Here is a 21878-nt window from a genome sequence, read left to right on the forward strand (position 1 = left end):
CTGCCTGTGTCCACGATTAGCTGTAACCCCCCCCCGAAAATTAATCAAGGTTTTGAGTAGAGACTTTTACTCTGATCGCACAAGGAGCGAATAATGAAGAAGTCTCGATTTTCCGACAGCCTGATTCTGGCGATTCAGCTTGAATGAAGGGGAAGAAGGGGAAAGAGGAGCGCCACCGGATGGTGGCGCTGGGCGTTTTGCTCAGCTTACAAAGATTTGGTGCAGAAGTAGAAATCCTTGCAGTCGTATTCACCTGACTCTACACGGGCGTTGGCCGCTTGCGCCGTCTTGGCCGGCGGGACGATGACCTTGTCTCCTGGCTGCCAACCTTCCGGGGTGGCGATGCCGTTTTCATCACTGGTTTGCAGTGCTTCTAGCAGGCGCAGGAATTCCGGAATGGAGCGACCATTACTCATCGGGTAATAAACCATGGCACGCAGGATGCCATTGGGGTCGATGATAAAGGTGGCGCGCACGGCAGAGGTATCCGCTGCGCCCGGATGGATCATTCCGTAAGCATTGGCCACTTCCATCTTCAGGTCTTCAATGATCGGGAAAGGGATCTCCACACCGAAGTTCTGTTTGATATTGCGTATCCAGGCAATGTGCGAGTGGATGCTGTCGATAGACAAGCCAAGCAGTTCACAGTTGCGCTTGGCAAATTCTGGGGCGGCCTTGGCAAAGGCCATGAATTCGGTGGTGCACACCGGGGTAAAGTCCGCCGGGTGGGAAAATAGCAGCAACCACTTACCACGATAATCTGCCAGGGTTCTCTGGCCATCGGTGGTCAGTGCGTTGAAATTGGGGGCCGGTTCATTGATCTGCGGCAGGCCGCGGGTTTGCTGTACTGGGGCTTCCATTGGTCTCTCTCCTTGCATTAAAAGCGGGGGACCGGGCTTGCAGAAAAAGCATAAAAGGGAGACCGTATTCCCGAAAGATATATTCTTATAATATTTACATATATATCATATCGCTCACTTTTAATCTGAATGTAGGCCGACACCAGCAAGGCAACAATCAAGCGAGACGACAACTGGAAAAAGGAGTCAGTGATGAAACGGACACGGGTAACGGGGTTGGCGTTAATGCTCATGGCTGGCCCTTGCGTTGCTGATGCGCTCACGGACAGGGAAGAGGCGCGCCAGGCCAGCATGGCTCTGGGCGGGGCACTCAAACAGGCATTGATAGCGTCCATGAAGGAAGGGGGACCGCTGGCGGCCATTGACGTGTGCAATCTGTCCGCCATGCCGATTACCGAACAGGTGAGTGAACAGAGCCAGTGGGCTGTGGCCCGCACCAGTCTGAAGATTCGCAACCCGGATAATGCCCCGGATGCCTGGGAGCGCGAACAGCTTGAAGCCTTCCAGGCACAACTGGATGCCGGAGCCTCGCCGGATTCCCTGGAGGTGCTGCAGACTGAATACCGTGACGGTAAGCCGGTGCAGCGATACATGAAACCGATCATGGTTCAGGGGCCCTGCCTCGCCTGCCATGGCAGTCAGCTGTCCGCCGAGGTGACGCAGGCACTGGATACCCATTATCCGCAGGACCAAGCCCGGGGGTACCAGGCCGGGGAGTTACGCGGTGCCTTTACTCTGGAGCGTCCGCTTCCCTGACCTGGCCTACGGTAATTTAAGGGGGCTGGCCTGAATGGCACTGAGTTAACTCCAAGCAGGTCATGTTACTGATCGATTTCCTCCCCGTTGCTTTGGAGGATGGCCATTCATGCGTATATCGACGTGTGGCTCATGTCTGGACGCGTCAATAGTGGTGTCGGCTTTGTCCGTCATTTGATCGCTCTTGGCTCAATGTGCCAGGCGTTTTTCATCTCACCACTAGCATTCCCCCTTTCACGCTGGTGCGCATTAAAGCCAAGTGGCTTTAGCGTTCTAACAGCAGGAATGCTTCTGTGGGTCGATTTACAAATAGCGAAAAATTGATCACTTTTCTTAATATTAAAACTAAATACATTCCCTTCTGTGAATACGGTGATAGGCCCCTGTGTCCACGATCCGCAGCCCGAAAGACGGACTCAACCTTGAACTCTTCAAGCTAACCCTTGCTACTCAAATACCGTGGTGATTGCCATTTTGTTGCCTGAACGGAGCCTCGGAAACTCATGGTAATTCAAACGACGGCAGAAGATGTAGCCCCAGGTAAGCAACCACCAAAGAACGCAGCGTCGCTTGCGAAGATCCCGAGACCTTTCATCACAAGCGCTCAAAATTTCAGCAGTTTCGGGGAAATGCCGTTTGTTTTACGTCATCATCATTGGCAACATGGGGACGAGCCTGTACCAAGGCTCATTCCAACCGCAGGAGGCTTCGCATGAGCGATTACGACGACAGAGATGATTACCAGCAAGAAGCCGAAGATCTGTTGGAGACGATTGAGCAGGTGGAAGAAACCCTGACAGTCATGTCTAAAGTGGTCGGGCAACTGAAAGAGCAAGTGGCATCACACCTAGACCCGAACACGATAGAAATGAGCGCCGAGGAATTCCTCGATCAATGTGAAAATTTAGAAGGAACTTGGCACTAGCGCTAATTCAACGCGCTTTGCGCAGAGCGCCGACACCCGCGCTCTGCACAAACGGGGGCTACATGGCTGACCTTGGCCGCTCCGCCTGCCCGCTCGGGTAGCGGCGCACCCCTCCCACCCACGTGCCTAGCACCTGAATCTCCCTCCAGTCACCGATGGCTTCCCGTGGATCCCGGTCCATCCAAACCAAGTCCGCACGCATTCCTGGGCGCAACTGCCCCACCTGATCGGCCACCCCAAGCTGTTTAGCCGCATCCACTGTCACCGCTTGCAACGCCCGCTCCACGTCCACTGCCTGCTCCGGGCCCAACAAAGCGCCAGAGGCGGTCTTGCATTCAACCGCGTTCCACACCAGCTGCAACGGCTCAAACGGTACCATTGGGGAATCTGCATGCAGGGTAAAGCGCAAGCCGGCTTGTGCCGCTTGTGCCAGCGGACTTACCTGCCGTGCCGGCTCCTGCCCCGGGAAAATATCCTGGTGGCGATCGCCCCAGTAAGACATATCGACATTGAAGAAAGAAGGAATCACATCCAGCGCCACCATTCTTTGCAGCTGCTCCGGGGTGGCCATTTGCACATGAATCAACACCGGCCGCGCTCGCACCTGCGGGCAGGCCGATCGTGCACCGGCGATAGCATTCAAGCTCTGATCAATGGAGGCATGGCCATTGGCATGCACGGCCACCTGCCGGCCCTGGCAATGAAACTGTTGCACCTGATCATTAAGCGCCTGCTGAGATAACGCGCCCCCCCCCAAATCGTCCTCCGGGGAATCATCCGGCAACGAATAATACGGCGCGCCGAAAAAACCACTGTAGCCTTGCAGCGAACCCTCGCTGACCAGTTTCACCGGCCCCAGGTGAATACGATCGCCCTCCGGAATGTCGAGTTTCCCAGACTGTCGCTGTTGTTCCGCTTCCGCGTTGGGCCAGAGACTCAAGCGCAGCGGAATCAGCCCGAACTGTAGCGCCGGTTCCAAAGCCCGAATCGCTGCCGGGTCTGCCAATCCATTCTGCGCAAAAGTAATGCCACGGGACAGATAGATATGCGATGCCCGGGACAACACCTTCAAAAGGTCCATGCTTGCCAACGTCAATGCCTTGCTACGCACTGGATAAAACGCCGCTTCTGCTAGCAAACCATTGAGCCGCCCGGTTTCATCGCGCCCATAAAAACCACCGGTAGGATCTGTGACATCTTCCTTGATCCCCATACTGCTCAGCGCGGCGGAATTAACGACCCCAAAATGCCCGGAGCGATGCATCACCACAATCGGTCGCGTCTCGCTTACTGAATCCAACTCCGAGCGGGTGGGGTAACGTTGCTCACCGATAACCGTGTGGTCAAAACCGTAGGCAAGCAGCACCCCTTCTGAGCGACGCTGCGCCAAAAGACTCAAGCGCTCCAGCAAAGTGTCTATGCTGTGTAAATCGCCAATGGGAGGACTGTTAGCATCCACCGCCACTGCCGATAACCCTTCACCGGGGAAATATCCATGCGCTTCAATAAACCCGGGCATTAGCGTGCCGCCCTCCAAATCGATCACCATCACATCGCGGCTGACCTGCTGACGCAACACTTCGGCCTCACCCAACGCAACGATTTCACCATGCTTAACTAGCATCGCATCCGCTACTGGCTGCTGCGGGTCCATGGTCAGCACCGTACCATTGAAGAACAGTTGGGCCGCCGGCGCCGGCGGATTAAACCAACGATGGACCCCTACCGCGGTTAAGATCAGCAAGGCGATCACCACCACCACAACCCACAACCCAGCTTTCTTCATCGCTCTCTCTCTCAATGCTGGCCGGTGCATTTAGCCACCCACAAGCCTTCACTCATTAAGGGCAGACTCTGCCCTTCTCCACCGCGGAGAACAAGCTTGCTGTCTCTAAGGCCAAAACCCCTTCTGCTTTCATCGCCTTTTTCAATCAAACAGATTCGTTAACCCCATACCGGCTTGCCTGTTCGGCGCGCTATAGTGAAGCCGAACCTAGAGATATCGCACCTTTTTCGCGCACCTTATATGCACCAGAACAAAGAAAAAGCGGCATCATCTTTGCATCACACGCGGTGATAATTTTATCGCCACGCATCGTGGAACCCGGCAAGGCGACAAGCCAACAACGGGACCAACTGGAGACAAAGAGTCATGAAAGCATCGGATTTGTTCGTTCGCGCCCTGGAAGCAGAAGGGGTTGAACATGTGTTTGCCATTCCCGGTGAAGAGAACCTCGATCTGCTGGAGTCCCTGCGCGGCTCCAACATTGAGCTGGTGATCACCCGCCACGAACAAGCTGCCGGCTTCATGGCATCCACCTATGGTCGACTCACCGGCAAAGCCGGCGTTTGTATGTCCACCTTGGGTCCCGGTGCCACCAACTTGGTCACTGCCGCCGCCTACGCCCAACTCGGGGCCATGCCCATGGTCATGATCACCGGCCAAAAGCCGATCAAAACCAGCAAGCAAGGCCAGTTCCAAATCATCGACGTGGTCGACATGATGCGCCCACTCACCAAGTTCACTAAACAAGTTGTCAGTGGCGACTCCATCCCCACCCGTATCCGCGAATCGTTCCGCCTGGCCCAAGAAGAGCGTCCCGGCGCTACTCACCTGGAACTGCCGGAAGATATTGCCCGCGAACACTCCACCATGCCGGTAACGGAGCCCAGCGCTACCCGCCGGCCTATCGCTGAAGACAAGGCCATCTGCAAGGCCATCGAGGCAATTAAGGGCGCTCGCAAACCGCTGCTGCTGGCCGGTGCCGGTGCCAACCGTAAGCTGACCAGTAAAATGCTGCGCCAGTTCGTGGAGAAGCTGGGCATCCCGGTGATCACCACCCAGATGGGTAAAGGCGTGGTTGATGAAACCGGCCCACACTTCCTGGGTAACACCGCCTTGTCCTCCGGCGACTTCGTGCATCGCGCCATCGACCAGGCCGACCTGATCATCAACGTGGGCCACGACGTGGTGGAAAAGCCGCCCTTCTTTATGCGCCCCGGCGGGGCCGAAGTGGTTCACATCAACTTCAACTCCGCCCAGGTAGACCCGGTCTACTTTCCCCAAATTGAAGTGGTCGGCGACATTGCCAACAGCCTGTGGCAGCTTAAAGAACGCTTGGCCCCCCAAGAACATTGGAGCTTCTCGGATTTCCACCGTATCCGCGATGCGCTGCAAAAACACATCCATGAAGGCATACAGGACGATAGCTTCCCGATCCGCCCGCAACGTCTGGTGGACGAGATACGCAAGATCATGCCGGAAGACGGGATCCTGACCCTAGATAACGGCATGTACAAAATCTGGTTTGCCCGTAACTACCCAGCGACCAAACCCAACACGGTACTGCTCGACAACGCCTTGGCTACCATGGGCGCCGGCCTTCCTTCTGGCATGGCCGCCAAAATGGTACACCCGGACCGTCGCGTGATGGCCATCGTCGGCGACGGCGGCTTCATGATGAATAGCCAAGAGCTGGAAACTGCAGTACGCCTGAAGCTCGACATCGTAGTGCTGATTTTACGCGACGATGGCTACGGCATGATCAAGTGGAAGCAGAACGACATGGACTTCCAAGACTTCGGCCTGGACTTCCAGAACCCGGATTTTGTTGCCTATGCCCGTGCCTACGGCGCCAACGGCCACCGCGTGGAGTCCACTGCCGGCCTGGGCCCGCTGGTGGAAGAGTGCTACCAACAGGGGGGCGTACACGTGATCGACTGCATGGTGGATTACCGTGACAACAGCCGTATCCTCAACCGGGAAATCCGCGAACTCAGCAGCAAGTTGTGAGCAACGCAGCACGCAATAAGCTTTTGCGTGCCTGTGGGTTGCGTGTCCCATGCTAGCAAATCATAGATTGCCCCAACCTCATGGCCTCACCAACGCCATTAAGGAACCAACATGTTAAAAGACGCTTACCCGTACTACTTGGCCAACGAAGCTGTGTTCGCCAACCAAGATCTGGATGTTACCGACAAATACAGCGGTGACGTCGCCACTCGTGTCGCCATGGCGGATGCCGCCACTATCGACAAGGCCATCGACGCGGCCGACAAGGCCACCAAGCCCATGGCACAACTGGCCCCTTACGAACGCCAGGCGATTCTCTACCATTGCGTTAAGCGCTTTGAAGAGCGCTTTGAAGAACTGGCCCTAGCGCTGTGCATCGAAGCGGGCAAACCCATCAAGGACGCCCGTGGCGAAGTGGGCCGCCTGATCGACACTTTCCGAGTCGCCGCCGAAGAAGCTGTGCGCATCGATGGCGAAATGCCGAACCTGGAAATTGCCCCCCGCGCCAAAGGCTACCGGGGCATGGTCAAGCGCGTACCCATTGGCCCGTGCTCTTTTATTTCCCCGTTCAATTTCCCACTTAACCTGGCCGCCCATAAAGTGGCGCCGGCCATTGCTGCCGGCTGCCCCTTTGTCCTCAAACCGGCCAGCCGCACGCCCATTGGCGCCATCATCATTGGTGAAGTGCTGGCAGAAACCGACCTGCCGAAAGGGGCGTTCTCCATTCTTCCCTGTCACCGTGAAGGCGCCGACCTGTTCACCACCGACGAGCGTTTCAAGCTGCTCAGCTTCACCGGCAGCCCAGACGTGGGCTGGGACCTGAAAGCCCGTGCCGGCAAGAAACCAGTCATTCTGGAACTGGGCGGCAACGCGGCGGTGATCGTGGATGAAGATGCCGATCTGGACGATGCCGTAGAGCGCATTACTTTCGGTGCCTTCTATCAGTCCGGGCAAAGTTGCATCGGCGTACAACGCATATTGATTCACGATGCCATTTACGACGAACTAAAAACCCGTTTGGTAGAAAAAACGGCCAGCCTGACAATGGGGGACCCTAAAGATGAAGAAACCTTCATCGGTCCGGTGATTTCGGAAGGCGAAGCTACCCGATTGGAAAACTGGATTAATGAAGCCGTGGACGCCGGCGCCACCCTGTTAGTGGGCGGCAAGCGCGAAGGCGCCATGCTCGAAGCCACCCTGCTGGAAAACGCCCCCAAAGGCAGCAACATCGTGGAAGAAGAGGCCTTCGGTCCTGTTGCCGTCATCAGCCGCTTCAGCAATTTCGACGAAGCGCTGAACACCGTTAACGAGTCCAAGTTTGGCTTGCAAGCCGGCATCTTCACCCGTGACCTGTACAAAGCCCACAAAGCCTGGGACGAACTGGAAGTGGGCGGTGTGGTGATCGGCGATGTGCCCAGCTGGCGCGTGGACAACATGCCCTACGGCGGCGTGAAAGACTCAGGCCTGGGCCGCGAAGGCATTCGTTGGGCCATCAATGACATGACTGAGGAGCGTTTACTGGTGATTCGTACCGCACCGTAAATTTCAAAGCGGCAGGCCTATTCACAGGCCTGCCGTCTTCTCCATCCCCCTCTTCTCTACCCGCTCAATCTCACTCAACTTCTGGCAAGTAGAAGGCTCTTAACTCAACCGGAAGCGGCACGGGGATTTCCGCTCAGCAAGCGTTTTCACACCACCGGCACCCCATCCATAGCACACCTATCGTCAATGCGTGCAAGGGCACCCGAAACATTGCAGAAAGCCCTTAGCTGAAAACGAATCCCATTCATCACCAATTTCTGCCGCATTACCTGTAATTGATTTACCGCTTTTAACCTCGCTCATAAAGTCGAACCACCAAACCCAAAGCGTGACATATATCACAAAATTAATTTGTCACTTAACGACTCATTGGCAATGGATAAAAACATGAAAAAAACACTTACCGCTCTGGCTCTCGGCTCCACCTTAATGAGCACCGCAGTAATTACCTCTGCCGCTGAACTGACAGATAGCTTTGATGTACTGCTCAACCTGCAATCGTCCTGCACCCTAGACAGCACCACTGACCTGGATTTTGGCGACCAAACCGATGCCGACGTGGTAGCAGGCAACATTGATGCAGCCAACTCCGTGACGGTGACTTGCTCCAATGGTGCGGACTTCACCATCGGCCTGACAAATGGCGCCAATTTCGGCGATGGCCCTGTGGCCACAGAGCGCGCCATGAAGTCTGCCAACGCCTCCTATGTCAGCTATCAAATTTTCCAGGACTCCGGCAGAACCACCGCCTGGACCGACACGGACGATGTTGCTTTCAATGGCACCGGCGCCTCCCAGAACATTGATATTTATGGTCGCATCCCGGCTCAGACACCGACCATTGATGCCGCTGACACCTTCAATGCCACGGGCCTAGCACTCACCGATACCGTCACCGTAACGCTGACTTACTGATGCCTCTTCCCCGCTGCCCTTGGCGGCGGGGGAAAGGAAAGGCTCTCCGTGAATAGCAGCGATGACAGGATCTGTTCCCCCCTGCCTGCCTGTATGCTTAGCGCAGCCTTTAAGGCCGCGGCATTACTGGCTCTGTTATCCGTCTCATCCGTCATTCATGCCCAAAGCTCACCCCTTGAGCGGGCAGCAAATGAATCGCAGGTCGTCCGCCTTTCCAGCGCGTACTCCCCATCCGACATTGCCCGATTACGCGCCCAGGCCAGAGGCCAAGGAGGCAATACCTATGTGGCCTACCCTCAGTTAATCCTCAACGGTCGGCCCACCGCTTACATGCTCCCTGTACAGGTATACGGTGAGGAGCTGGCCATTGATACTCAAGCTCTGGCTTCTCAGGGAGTCACCTTTCCCGCCCAAGCAAGCAGCAAGCAATGGCAAACGCTAGGGCAACTTAATATTACTGGTCACTATGACAACAGCGCCCAGCAAATCAGCCTGGTAGTGCCTGCTAATTGGCTTCCCCAACAAACGCTGGAAGTGGGGTTTTCTCTGGTTAACTCACCGGTGCAACGTGGCCAAGGTATACTGATTAATTACGATGCATACAGCTCTTGGCTGGATAACGGTGAACAAACCCTCTCTGCTGCCCATGAGCTGCGCGCTTTCGATGATTGGGGAGTGGTCAGCTCCAGCGGGGTGGTGCGCTGGAGTGATAGCGCCCCTGATAACGGCGATTACATCCGCCTAGACAGTTACTGGCGCTATACAGACCCGAACCGCATGCGCACCTACATGGTGGGCGACACCATCAGTGACGCGCTAACCTGGTCGCCCTCAATTCGCTTGGGCGGGGTACAGATCGGCAGAAATTTTTCCTCTCGCCCGGACTTGATCACCTTCCCCCTGCCACAGATCCATGGCTCTGCAACGCTGCCCTCGGCACTGGAGGTGTTCGTCAACGACCTTCGCCTGTCGGACCAAACCGTGCAGCCAGGCCCTTTTGTTGTTGAAACATCGCCTATGGTCACCGGCTTTGGCGAAGTGCAAGTGGTGACCACCGATACACTAGGAAGAGAAACCGCGCAAACCGTGCCTTTTTATGTCAGCCCAAAACTTTTGAAGAAGGGCTATTGGGATTACTCCGCTAGCCTGGGCGCCCCCCGGCGCTTTTACGGGCAGCGCGCCAACGACTATGACAACCAGGTCGTGGCAACCGGTGTGGCGCGCTATGGTTTCAACAACACTCTGACCCTGGAAAGCACCCTGAACGCCAGCGGCACATTGACTAACGGCGGCGCCGGCATGGTGATCCGTTCCGGCTTGCTTGGGGTATCAAACCTATCTATTGCCCACGGCAGCGATAACGACGATCAGGGAAACCAGTGGGTTGCTGGTCATGAATTTCGCACACAACGTTACAGTATCAGCGGCCAATACACCGAGCGCACCCGTGGCTACAAAGATTTATCCAACAGCATCGACCTGCGCATACCTATTAAGAGCAGCACACAATTGAACGGCAGCGTCAGCTTCGGGCAACAAGGAAACCTGAACGTAAGCTACCTAGAAACCCGACTTTTCAACGGCCCCGACACCCGGTTTCTAGTACTGGGCCATAGCCGAAGCCTGTGGCAGCAACTTTCACTGACCTTGAGCGTTAACCAAAACCTGGAAGCCTCCAGCGACAGAACCTGGCTGGCCGGCTTTACCTACCGCCTGGACAAGCCCAGCGACCGACCGATTCAGGCCGGGGCGCGCATTAACCACAACGAAAAAACCGAAAAAACCGAAACACTGCTCACATTGCGCCAGCATGTGCGGGATTTCTGGGATCTTGGCTGGGACTTGGCCTATAGTCCCGACGCCAACGGTACCCGCCAGGCAAGAGGCCGCTGGTGGACTCCCTATGGCGACATTCAGGCTGGGGTGTATGGTCAGGATGGCGAGAACAATAGCTTTGCCAGCCTAAGTGGTTCACTGGTCTCCAACTACCAAGACCTGTTCGCCGCGAACACCATGAACAACAGCTTTGCCATCGTCGATACCGGTGGCTATGCCGGCATACCGGTGCGCCAGTCGAATCGCGTGATCGGCAAAACCAATCACAAAGGCAGGTTGCTACTACCTGACATCATTCCCTTTACTGAAAACGAGCTCGCCATCGATATTGATGACCTACCGGTGGATGCACAAAGTGGTGCCAGGACGCTAACCATCAAACCCGCAGAGCTTACCGGGGTAACCGCCCGGTTTGACATTGCCCGGCAGAACAGTGCCATTGTGGTGATTCATAACGCCCAGGGGAAACCTGTTCCGGCAGGAGCCAAAGCCCTGCTGGCAGACGCAGACGCCACAGTTGTGGGCTATGATGGGGAGGTATTCTTGCAGGGCATAACCGAAGGTAAAAATGAAATAGACATCATTAGCAACGGCGAATTATGTACGGTGATATTCAACTTCGCCGCAAAGCCGGGCACCCTGCCTCGACTTGGCCCTTATCAATGTTTGCCACCGTCAGCGCGTTAAAAAGGACTGTGTACCATGAAGATATTTACCAAGGCGCTATTTCTCTCTCTATTCACGCTGTTACCTTCTGCTGCGCTGTGTGGCCAGCTCACCGTTTCGCCCCTAATCATGAAGATGTCTCCATCGCAGCCTAATGCCGCCTATAAACTCAAGAACGGTTCGTCCCAAGACGGCTTTTACCAAATCCAGCTTTTTGCTTGGGAACAAGGAGACGATGGAGAAAACCGCTTGCTACAACAAGACGATCTGATCATCACTCCCCCGGTGACCCTTATTCCAGGTAACGAAGAGCAACTAGTCAGAGTAATCCAGAAAAACCCGCAACCATCCGATAGTGAGAAGAGCTACCGTCTGGTCATCAGTGAAGTGCCGGACACCGAGTCCGATCAAGGAGCCAACCTCAAAGTTCTGCTGCGCATGTCCTTGCCGCTATTTGTTGGCACACCAGAACAAAATCATACCCTTAGCGTGTCGCTCCAGGATGGCACCCTACGCATACGCAACACAGGAACCGCCCACGCGCGAGTATCAAATGCCTACTGGCAAGCCCCCAACCAAGATAAGAAGTTTGTTATCCAAGAGGGCCTTGTGGGTTATGTGCTGCCTGGCAGGGAATTGCTCCTCCCAATTGAAACCGTTCCAGCAGAGAGCACCGTTGCCTCTTTTTCAGCATCAATCAATGGAACCCCATTCACCCTCTTGGTGAAGGATAGCCCGAAATGAAACGGTTAATCTTGGTAGTCATGCTTACTGTCGCACCAGTAGCCCAAGTAGCCGCTTTAGAATGCAGCATTACTAATTCACCGATCTTAGATTTTGGCATCAAAGATCCTTTTGACGGCGGCGTTGTCACTGCTACCACTTCCATCCAATGGTTTTGCAGAAAAGGTCTTCTCGAAGCCTTACTCGGTGGCTCTTTTAATATGTGTATCTTTGTCGGAACAGATAGCAACGGAGGCGTTTTGCCACGCAATATGACACCAACCAGCTCCGGGCCCTCTATTCCCTTTAATATTTATACGTCTTCTTTGGGCAGTACAGTCATTCAACCGACAACAAACGCGATCACCGTGCCCGTCAATTTTAACGGCCTGCTTGACTTAATAAATAGTGGCACGGTCACGGCCTATGGCATTGTCCCTAGTCCCATACCTAGCACGGTGTTAGCAGAGGTACACAACACCAGCATGCTTAACTCTCAGGTCAGAGGAGTACAGAGCAATCAATCCTGCGACACCGTCGGCGAACTCCTCACCACCTATACGCTAGAAGCCACCATCGAAATCCCTGACCAGTGCCAAATAACGGCCCACGATTTGGATTTTGGCACCCAAAGTTCACCTCTGCCACAGACGGACAGTGACACGTTTATTGATGTGCGCTGCACCAATACCAGCCCGTTTACGGTCGGGTTAAGCGACGGACTGAACCCCTCCGGCGGCTCGCGAAGAATGCGCGACGGCAGCCAGTTCGTCAGCTACGGTCTGTTCCAGGACGCCGCCAGAAGCATTCCCTGGGACAGCACCACAAATCGCAAAGGGGCCACGGGGCTTGGCACTAGCACCAGTATCATGATGAGTGTATTTGGCCGCATTCCCGCCGCCCCCTCCACCCCTCCGGGTAATTACACGGATACCATCACCGTAGACATTGAGTTTTAGCAAGCCTATGAACATCCCTTGCATGCTCAGTCTCTCAAACCGATTCGCAATCGGTGCTCATTCAGGGCACAGAAGGCGCATTTTTGAGGGCATGCCGGTTGCCTATGGAGAAAGGCAACAATGAGAGAACTAGCCTGAAAGGCTCGAAGGGCGCAGCTTTCCATAAACGGCACCTGGATGTTCATCTTTTCATACTGACTTACACAAATAACGTGATTACGCCGTATTCTTTTGCCTGAACCCATCCTATAATCAAGAAACTATGGCGTGTATGGGTGTGGTATCAAATGAGTACATCTCTAGGCCTGTTAACAGGCGCGATTACCAGCCTGCTGGACCCGCAGGAAGTGGCACAGCCACGTTACCAGCCAACAGTGGAAACCACCTGGCAAATCCAACTGCAAGGCGCCACCAATACCGGTTACCAAGCCGACCTGTATATACTCGATCTATTCGACACCCCGCAATCCGTCATCACTGACCTGCAGGCCAGCGGTCGTAAGGTAATCTGCTACTTCTCGGCGGGCACCTATGAAGAATGGCGAGAAGATGAAGGGCGTTTCACTGCGGCAGACAAAGGAGGCCAGCTGGACAACTGGCCCGGCGAACGCTGGTTGAATACCCGCTCTACCAATGTCCGCAGCATCATGGTGGATCGCCTAACACTGGCGGCGGAGAAAGGTTGCGACGGAGTAGACCCAGACAACGTTGATGGTTACAGCAACCAAACCGGCTTTCCCCTCACCTATGACAGCCAGCTCGATTACAATCGTTTCTTGTTTAACCAGGCTCAATCCATGGGCCTGGCGGTATCACTGAAAAACGACGTGGAACAGGTCGCAGACCTGATCGACTATGTAGATTTTGCAGTGAACGAATCCTGTCACGAATGGCAAGAATGCCACCGGCTATTACCTTTCGTGGAGGCCGGCAAACCAGTGTTTCACATCGACTATATCTACAGTCAAGACCCCGATGGCCATGCCATCCATTGTCAACATATGAATAGTCTGGATTTCCAGTCCCTAACCTTGCCTTGGGCATTAGACGACAGTTTTCGTATGAGCTGTTTCTAACAATTAGTTCAATGCATCTTTAACACGCTGTGCCATATAATCTGCCGCCTCTTGGTATGGGCTCAGCACGTGCTTCACTCCCGCTTTTTTGAGCAGCTCACCGTCATATTCATGATGAACCGTGACGGCTAGTTCTCCTGCAAAACGAGTGTCTTTCAGCAGTTTCATTAAGCCCAAGTTCAGATTCACATCAGGCACGGTGCTGATTAACCATTTAACCCCGTCCAAGTCCAAGTGCTCGATAAATTCATGGCTTTCCATATCTGCGTAGCTAGCACGGATACCCTGCCGCTGGTAGACGCGCACAAGTTCCGGGTCAAAATCCAGAGCCAGAACTTCCACCCCATTTTCATGAAGTCGCTCCACTAAACGCCCACCGTATCGCCCTAAACCAAACACCAAAACAGGCGGCAAAACAGAATTGTTACCCAGCTCCTTTTCTTCACGAAAAGGATGAACTCTCTCAAAAATGCCAAGCACGGGGGACAGTTTTTCATACAATGTATGGGAGTAGAGAATCATGTACGTGGACAACGTTATGGTAATAATTCCCACTAATGTAATAAGCCCAAGGGTATTCTCACCCACATGTCCCAAACTAATTCCCATGGCCATAAAAATAATCGAAAATTCACTGATTTGTGCCACCGTCAGGCCGGCTAGAAAACCGGTACGCCGCCGATAGCCCATATATCCCATGATCGCCATCACCACTAATGGATTACCGATCAACACAAACAGTGAAAAGATGGCCGCAGCACCTAACTCTTCCCCCAAACTGGCAAACTCAAGCTGCGAGCCCAAATGGATAAAGAAAAACAACAACAAAAAGTCCCGAACGCTCGCTAGCCTGGCATTAATAACTTCGCGGTATGATGTCGATGCTAGGGAGAAACCGGCTAAAAACGCACCCACCTCTTTACTAAAGCCAACCATATCCCCTAACGCAGCCGCAGAGGTGCCCCACGCAATAGCAAAAATCAGCATCAACTCAGGGGAGCGGGCCAGAAGATCCATTATTCGTGGCAGGATATAGCGCATCATCAAGGCGACGATGGCCAATGCCGCCATTAGTTTGGCAATAATTGCCAACACCAAAAAACCCGTTTTCTCTATCTCTATGCCTGCAGAAACACTCAGGCTTCCGACCACCATCATCGCCAGCACCACGGCGATGTCCTGAACGATCAAAAAGCCCATGGCAATACGGCCATGGAGCGAATCTATTTCTTTTTTATCAGACAGCAGCTTAACGATAATGATGGTGCTGGAGAATGTCAGTGCAACCGCGATATAAAGCGCATTTACCCAGTCGAACCCCAGCCCTATGCCTATACAAAAACCCAGTACAATGGTGAAAATAAGTTGCCCAAGACCTGTGGCCACGGCCACCATGCCCAAGTGCCGGATCAAGTGCATATCCAGCTTTAGGCCAACCACAAACAACAGAATGGTAACCCCAACCTCTGCCAGCAACGCTATATGCTGATCTTCGCTTAGCGCATCCATAAAGGAAGGCCCAACTACAATCCCTACTAGGATAAAAGCCACAATCAGCGGTTGTTTGAGTCGAACGGCGAGCATGCCAACCAATGTTGAAGCCAGCAGCAAGGCAGCAAACTCATAATACTGGTAATCCATACACCCTCACGGATTGATCAAAAGTCTAGCGACTGAACGTTACAGATGCCTTCAGCTTACCCTATCAAGAGAGCCTCAACAGGCGGCCACCGACAGAAAATCAGCAAATCGAGCCGTTCTTCTACCTTGAGCCCTGCACTGCAGATAAATGCATGCACCTATAGATGGATAGGCACCCTCATCCTGGCCCGTGGCGAAGCCACCGCGATAGATCAGTAGATCAACAATGTGGCAGACAGCCGCTACACCAACGCTAGCGCCTGTAACCGATGCTCTCCTCCTCTCCGGCAACACATACAGGCATAAAGCCTTTAGCGCCCAACACTCTTCTCTCTATCACGAATGGCTTTCAACGGCGCGGATAACTTATCTGGATGACGCGGGTGAATAGCGGCATAGCATTCAAAAATTTCGGTTAGGTCTTTTTCCACATCCCCACACGGTTCGATAACACGGGCAAAGGTAATTTCTTTTTTAGCATAATCCGCGGTGGCTACCACAATGGGCACGCCCGCCTTCTGAGCGATACGGTAAAAGCCAGTTTTCCACTGTGCCGCGCCACCTCGAGTGCCCTCTGGTGCCACTACCATCACCAACTTATCGTGACGATTAAACTGCTCCACGGTCTGCTCAACGACACTGCCCGCCTTATGCCGGGCAATGGGCAACGCCCCCATCCAGCGCAGCATCGTCCCAAAAGGCCCCTTGAAGGCGCTATCCTTGATCATCACATGGGCATCTAACCCCAGCTGCATCATCGCTGCTAAGGTGTAGATACCATCCCAGTTGGAGGTATGCGGCCCACCAATAATCACCGCCTTGGGCACCGCCGGCATGGGGTTGGTTACCCGCCACCCCGCTAGGCGCAGAAAACCGCTCGCCAGAGACCGAGAGAACGTATTGCCCCTACGGGGGTAATCAGAATCCGAGGGTGATGACATGGGATTGTCCATTACAAAAAGAGCAGCGATCATACCCATGCGACTGAAAGACTGCATTGGCACTAATGCCCAACGTATCCCCAACGTTCTTACAAAGTGATGATCCGCCCATGAATTCCCTGCGTTATATCACGGGCTATCCCACTCAAATTCAGCAGCAAGCACAAGTCCTGCTGGATCAGGGAAAACTGGGAACGTATCTGAATCAACGCTATCCAGAAAAACATGATATTCAAGGTGACAAAGCACTGTTCCAATACGCGACTAACCTTAAACAGCAATACCTTCGCAAAGCTCCGCCTCTGAGCAAGGCCTATTACGACGCCAAGCTGAAAACGGTTAGCCAAGCATTGGGGATGCATACCCGGCAAACCCGCATTCACGGTAACAAACTGCGCAGCCATAATAGCTTGCGTATCGCGAGCCAATTCAAAACGGCCCCGGAAGCTTTTTTACGCATGATCGTGATTCACGAGCTGGCTCATTTCAAAGAAACCGAGCACAACAAAGCGTTCTATCAACTGTGTTCACATATGGAACCGGACTACCATCAACTGGAACTGGACACCCGGCTCTGGTTACTCTGGCAAGATACCGACAATAGCTAAAGCCGTCTTTCCGGCGGATGACGATTCCGCCTCCTCAGCGTTGCCCGTGCTCCTGCTAACGACCGCGCCAATCCCAAAACCTCTTTATTCAACAAGCATTTACATTACAGGCGGCTTTAACCCTGAAACGTTCATCTCAGCCGTTTCATGTCCCCGCCATAAGGGCGTAGTATGAAATGACTTAACGTCATAACGCAGGGTCACCAGTGCCGCGGTTTGTGGCTATGCTGTATTGATCCTGCGCCAGTGTTCCCTCTGGCGGTCATTCTATCCGCCAGCGCGGAACTCCCATCAGAGCCCAGGAGGTGTGTAGTGACACGGATTGGCCAGGACACCCTTAACAGCAAAAAAACGCTGCAAGCCAACGGCAAGACTTATCATTACTTCGATATCAATGCGGTCGCCGACAAAGGCTGGGGTGATCTCAGCAAGCTCCCCTTTTCCCTCAAAGTCCTTCTCGAGAATCTACTCCGCTTTGAAGACGGTAACAGCGTCACCGGTGCCGACATTGAAGCCGTAATGCGCTGGCTGGAGCAGAAACGCTCCGACAAGGAAATCAATTACCGCCCTGCCCGAGTGCTGATGCAAGACTTTACCGGCGTACCCGGTGTTGTGGACCTAGCCGCCATGCGTGACGCCATTAAGAAGGCCGGTGGTGACCCTGGCCGCATTAACCCGTTAACACCGGTAGATCTGGTCATCGACCATTCGGTGATGGTAGACAAGTTCGGCAACCCACAGGCTTTCGAAGAAAACGTGGAGATCGAGTATCAGCGCAACCGGGAGCGTTATCAGTTCCTGCGCTGGGGTCAGAAAGCCTTCAACAACTTCCGCGTGGTCCCACCGGGCACCGGCATCTGCCACCAAGTAAACTTGGAATACCTAGCCAAAGGAGTGTGGTCGTCCGAATCTGAGGACGGCAACACCTATGCCTACCCCGACACCCTAGTGGGCACCGACTCCCATACCACCATGATCAACGGCTTGGGCGTGCTGGGCTGGGGCGTGGGCGGCATCGAAGCTGAAGCCGCTATGCTAGGCCAGCCCATTGCCATGCTGATTCCCGAAGTTATCGGCTTCAAAATCAGCGGCAAACTCCGTGAAGGCATCACCGCTACTGACCTAGTACTTACCGTCACCGAGATGCTGCGCCGGCGTGGTGTAGTAGGCAAATTCGTGGAATTCTTTGGCGACGGACTGGCCGATCTAACCTTGGCCGACCGCGCCACCATCGCCAACATGGCCCCGGAATATGGCGCTACCTGCGGCTTCTTCCCCATCGACGAGCGCACCATCGAGTACATGAAACTGACGGGCCGAGACGAAGACACCATTGCGCTAGTGCAGGCCTACTGCAAGGCACAAGGCCTGTGGCGCTCCAGCAGCGATCCAGACCCAGAGTTCACGGACGTACTGGAGCTAGACCTGAACGATGTGGTTCCTAGCCTGGCCGGCCCCAAACGCCCCCAGGACCGAGTGCCGCTCACCTCAGTCAAACGCACCTTCATCGACGTGGTCACCGACACGCTCAAACTCAATGACGAGGAAATCAGCAAGCTGGAAGGCGAAGGGGGCCAAACCGCCGTGGGCAACCACGAACCCAGCGGCGGAGATGTGCCCATCACCATCGATGGCCACAAGCACCATTTAAGCCATGGCGATGTGGTGATTGCTGCCATCACCTCCTGCACCAACACCTCCAACCCCAGCGTTATGCTAGCCGCCGGACTAGTAGCAAAAAAAGCCGCCGAGAAAGGCATGAACCGCAAACCCTGGGTGAAAACCTCACTGGCCCCCGGCTCTAAGGTCGTGACCGATTATCTAAATGTCACCGGCCTGCAAGAGCCACTCAACAAGATCGGTTTCGACTTGGTGGGCTACGGCTGCACCACCTGCATCGGTAACTCCGGACCACTGCCACCGGAAATCGACAAGGCCATTTCCGACGGTGACCTGGTAGTGGCCTCTGTGCTCTCCGGTAACCGTAACTTCGAAGGCCGGGTTCATCAGAGCGTGCGCACCAACTGGCTAGCTTCTCCGCCATTGGTGGTGGCTTATGCCTTGGCCGGCACCGTAAAAATTGACCTGGCTTCCGATCCCCTCGGCAATGACAAAGAGGGTAACGCGGTTTACCTGAAAGACATCTGGCCCAGCTCCGATGAAATTCAAGCGGAACTGGTGAAGATCAACGACGACATGTTCCGTAGCCAGTACGCCAGCGTGTTCGAAGGTGATGAAATCTGGCAGAGCCTGCCTATCCCGGATTCTCAAACCTACGACTGGGACAGCAGCTCCACCTACATTCAGAACCCGCCCTTCTTCGACGGACTCACCGCCGAGATGGACGATGTAGAGCCAGTGAAAAACGCGCGCATCTTAGCGATGTTAGGTGATTCCATCACCACCGACCACATCTCCCCCGCTGGGGCTATCAAAGCGGATTCTCCCGCCGGGCATTACCTGCAAGGGCACGATGTGGAACCTATCGACTTTAACTCCTATGGATCACGTCGAGGGAATCACGAAGTGATGATGCGCGGGACCTTCGCCAACATCCGTATCCGCAACGAAATGACCCCCGACATCGAAGGTGGCTTTACAAAACACCTTCCTCAAGGCGAGGAAATTTCTATCTACGGCGCCGCCATGCGCTATCAGAACGACGGCATTCCCACTGTGGTGGTTGCGGGCAAAGAATACGGTACGGGTTCCAGCCGCGACTGGGCTGCCAAGGGCACCAACTTGCTCGGCGCTAAAGCGGTCATCGCTGAAAGCTACGAACGGATTCATCGCTCCAATCTGATTGGCATGGGCGTGCTTCCGCTGCAATTCCCAGAAGGTACTGACCGCAAAACGCTCAACCTGGACGGCACGGAAGAGGTGGATATTCCAGACCTGAACAATAACCTAAAACCCGGCGACACCATCACCGTGATATTCCGTCGCGATGGCAAGGAGCAGAAAGTGGCGGCCATCTCTCGCCTGGATACCGCAGCGGAAGTGGAGTATTACAAGAATGGCGGCATCCTCCATTACGTGTTGAGACAGATGATGCAGTAGAGACGCTCCACACCGCATGCAATGGTGCCGGCAACCTGTTCTGCATGCACCAAACCCAGAAGGCCGCATCCAAACACCGGGCGCGGCCTTCTGCATTTTTGTAACCATGGTAGATCGCATTTACCCAATGACACAGACAGGCTGAGAACGCGAACCCGACACTCGCGCCTCACCTTCAGCGACGCCGCTTACCGTTGTTACCTAGCGAAGCCTGCGTACGCAACGAAACAATGACGCAGTGCGCGCCTGCCCCGCATGAGCGGGCGAACCGCGTGTAGCGTTTGCCGACCGTTTTTTGCTATGCTGGCTTTTCACCACACTGAGTTTCGGGGGAACTCCGTGCGTATCGTATTGCTGATTTTCATCTTCGCGTTGAGCAACCTAGGCCACCATGCCATCGCCCAACCACCAACCAACGACACCGATTTGCTAAACGCAGAACAACGCGATGCGCGCCTACGTGAACAACAGGAACTGGAAGCCCGCACCAACGATCTGCAAGCCCAGCAAGAAACCACCCGCGAACTGCTGGACCAGCAAGACCAATATCTGAAAGCCCTGCGTGCTCAAATCAAGGCAATCAAACAGGCAAACACCCCCACTCCTTACACGCACAAAGACACACCATAATGATTCGAAAATGGTTGGAGCAATTGCTCCGTCGTAACCAACACCCTATTGCACCTACCCGCACGGCGACACGGCACACTCCGGACGAAATCAGGGCCCAGGACACAGCGAATACTAGTAACGGCCCACAGGTCCTATTGCGACCGTTTCAGATTCGGCCCATGGACAGTGGCGACTTGGGCGAACTGCTGGGAGTGTTCCGCCAAGCCATTCAGGTCAGTGCCGCCGATCAATACGACCAACAACAACGGGATGCCTGGAGCCGAGCACAAAGCCATGAGAGCCTGATTTCCGCTCTCAGTGAAGGCGAAGCGGTAGTGGCCGAATGGGATAACGTTCTGGTGGGCTTTGCCCACCGGATCAACGACTACATCAACATGCTGTTCGTACACCCGAATGCTGGCCGCGAGGGCATCGCCACTCTACTCTACCAACACTTGGAAGACGGCGCCCGGATGGAAGGCATCACTGAACTCGCCGCCCACGTCAGCCTCACCGCCCACGGCTTCTTCCATTTCATGGGCTTCACCAGCGAAGGGCAAGAAGAAGCCGAACGCAACGGCGTCAGCCTAGCCCGCTACCCCATGCGCAAGCCTCTGATCTGATCCCGGATGTTATCGATCAAATAATCTGATTAAACCGGTCGAGCCATCCCCCTGGTTTGCTCAGAAAGCCCCCGCTATAGTTACTTTATCGTTGAAGCCCTTTTCTTTAGCCACTCAATCATATTGCACTCATTCTGTGGTTATAAACCTTAGGTTTGTTAGATCCGGTATTTTCCCCCTTAGGCCGTTACCCGACGGCCGTTTTTTTGTCGCTACATAACAGCCTATGCTTCACACCCAATCAGCCACTGAAAGGCAGGTAGCGGCTCAAGGGTCTCGTACCTTATTAGTGTTGGCGAAGTTGCCACCCAACGCGCTGTCGCCTTGATCATTCCTTGATAT

The 21878-nt window shown here is 54.4% G+C and carries 17 protein-coding genes; 13 read left to right on the top strand and 4 right to left on the bottom strand.

Going from position 1 to position 21878, the window contains the following annotated elements:
• Nucleotides 1-206: 206 nt before the first annotated feature.
• Nucleotides 207-860: a peroxiredoxin gene (locus Y017_RS11420; RefSeq protein WP_101235024.1), complete on the bottom strand. Its 654-nt coding sequence runs from the start codon at nt 858-860 to the stop codon at nt 207-209.
• A 192-nt stretch (nt 861-1052) separates the two neighbouring features.
• Here Y017_RS11420 and Y017_RS11425 point away from each other — a divergent pair, with 192 nt between their 5' ends.
• Nucleotides 1053-1616, top strand: coding sequence for a DUF3365 domain-containing protein (locus Y017_RS11425; RefSeq protein WP_035460894.1), 564 nt, complete (start codon nt 1053-1055; stop codon nt 1614-1616).
• A gap of 712 nt (nt 1617-2328) precedes the next feature.
• A complete protein-coding gene (locus Y017_RS11430) occupies nt 2329-2541 on the top strand; it encodes a hypothetical protein (protein ID WP_011587991.1) in 213 nt (70 codons plus the stop codon).
• 58 nt (nt 2542-2599) lie between these two features.
• On the opposite strand, the gene Y017_RS11435 is transcribed toward Y017_RS11430, so the two are convergent.
• Nucleotides 2600-4327 carry an amidohydrolase gene (locus tag Y017_RS11435; RefSeq protein ID WP_035460896.1) on the bottom strand — a complete coding sequence of 576 codons (1728 nt, stop codon included), beginning with the start codon at nt 4325-4327 and terminating at the stop codon, nt 2600-2602.
• 366 nt (nt 4328-4693) lie between these two features.
• Here Y017_RS11435 and Y017_RS11440 point away from each other — a divergent pair, with 366 nt between their 5' ends.
• The 7 genes from Y017_RS11440 to Y017_RS11470 all read left to right on the top strand — a co-directional run bounded on the left by Y017_RS11440 (nt 4694) and on the right by Y017_RS11470 (nt 14051).
• On the top strand, nt 4694-6334 hold the full coding sequence (locus Y017_RS11440) for an acetolactate synthase large subunit (RefSeq protein WP_011587989.1): 1641 nt from the start codon (nt 4694-4696) through the stop codon (nt 6332-6334).
• Nucleotides 6335-6445: 111 nt separating this feature from the next.
• Nucleotides 6446-7876 (top strand): aldehyde dehydrogenase family protein, encoded by a 1431-nt coding sequence (locus Y017_RS11445; RefSeq protein WP_035460899.1) that lies wholly within the window; start codon nt 6446-6448, stop codon nt 7874-7876.
• Between the two features lie 387 nt (nt 7877-8263).
• Complete coding sequence (locus tag Y017_RS14910) at nt 8264-8791, top strand: spore coat U domain-containing protein (RefSeq protein ID WP_050731498.1); 528 nt, start codon at nt 8264-8266, stop codon at nt 8789-8791.
• Between the two features lie 48 nt (nt 8792-8839).
• Nucleotides 8840-11314, top strand: a complete 2475-nt coding sequence (locus tag Y017_RS11455; RefSeq protein ID WP_155849265.1) for a fimbria/pilus outer membrane usher protein — start codon at nt 8840-8842, stop codon at nt 11312-11314.
• 15 nt (nt 11315-11329) lie between these two features.
• Entirely contained in the window at nt 11330-12037 is a 708-nt protein-coding gene (locus tag Y017_RS11460) for a molecular chaperone (protein WP_035460903.1), read from the top strand.
• Nucleotides 12034-12975 carry a spore coat U domain-containing protein gene (locus tag Y017_RS11465; protein WP_035460905.1) on the top strand — a complete coding sequence of 314 codons (942 nt, stop codon included), beginning with the start codon at nt 12034-12036 and terminating at the stop codon, nt 12973-12975. The genes Y017_RS11460 and Y017_RS11465 overlap by 4 nt, the downstream gene beginning before the upstream one ends.
• A 287-nt stretch (nt 12976-13262) precedes the next feature.
• Nucleotides 13263-14051 carry an endo alpha-1,4 polygalactosaminidase gene (locus tag Y017_RS11470; protein WP_035460907.1) on the top strand — a complete coding sequence of 263 codons (789 nt, stop codon included), beginning with the start codon at nt 13263-13265 and terminating at the stop codon, nt 14049-14051.
• A gap of 3 nt (nt 14052-14054) precedes the next feature.
• Here the strand turns inward: Y017_RS11470 and Y017_RS11475 are convergent, their stop codons facing one another.
• Nucleotides 14055-15692, bottom strand: coding sequence for a cation:proton antiporter (locus tag Y017_RS11475; RefSeq protein WP_035460909.1), 1638 nt, complete (start codon nt 15690-15692; stop codon nt 14055-14057).
• A 311-nt stretch (nt 15693-16003) separates the two neighbouring features.
• Nucleotides 16004-16633, bottom strand: a complete 630-nt coding sequence (locus Y017_RS11480) for a lysophospholipid acyltransferase family protein (protein ID WP_231483487.1) — start codon at nt 16631-16633, stop codon at nt 16004-16006.
• Between the two features lie 110 nt (nt 16634-16743).
• On the opposite strand from Y017_RS11480, the gene Y017_RS11485 reads away from it, so the two are divergent.
• The 4 genes from Y017_RS11485 (at nt 16744) to Y017_RS11500 (ending at nt 21536) form a co-directional block, all read left to right on the top strand.
• A complete protein-coding gene (locus Y017_RS11485) occupies nt 16744-17241 on the top strand; it encodes a M48 family metallopeptidase (RefSeq protein ID WP_035460912.1) in 498 nt (165 codons plus the stop codon).
• A gap of 312 nt (nt 17242-17553) precedes the next feature.
• Nucleotides 17554-20301, top strand: coding sequence for an aconitate hydratase AcnA (acnA, locus tag Y017_RS11490; RefSeq protein ID WP_035460915.1), 2748 nt, complete (start codon nt 17554-17556; stop codon nt 20299-20301).
• 339 nt (nt 20302-20640) lie between these two features.
• Entirely contained in the window at nt 20641-20931 is a 291-nt protein-coding gene (locus Y017_RS11495; protein ID WP_144412620.1) for a hypothetical protein, read from the top strand.
• On the top strand, nt 20931-21536 hold the full coding sequence (locus tag Y017_RS11500; RefSeq protein WP_011587977.1) for a GNAT family N-acetyltransferase: 606 nt from the start codon (nt 20931-20933) through the stop codon (nt 21534-21536). Before Y017_RS11495 ends, Y017_RS11500 begins: the two co-directional genes overlap by 1 nt.
• Nucleotides 21537-21878: the final 342 nt, after the last annotated feature.

The sequence above is a fragment of the Alcanivorax sp. 97CO-5 genome (genome assembly GCF_000524665.1).
Classification (GTDB): Bacteria; Pseudomonadota; Gammaproteobacteria; order Pseudomonadales; family Alcanivoracaceae; genus Alcanivorax; species Alcanivorax borkumensis.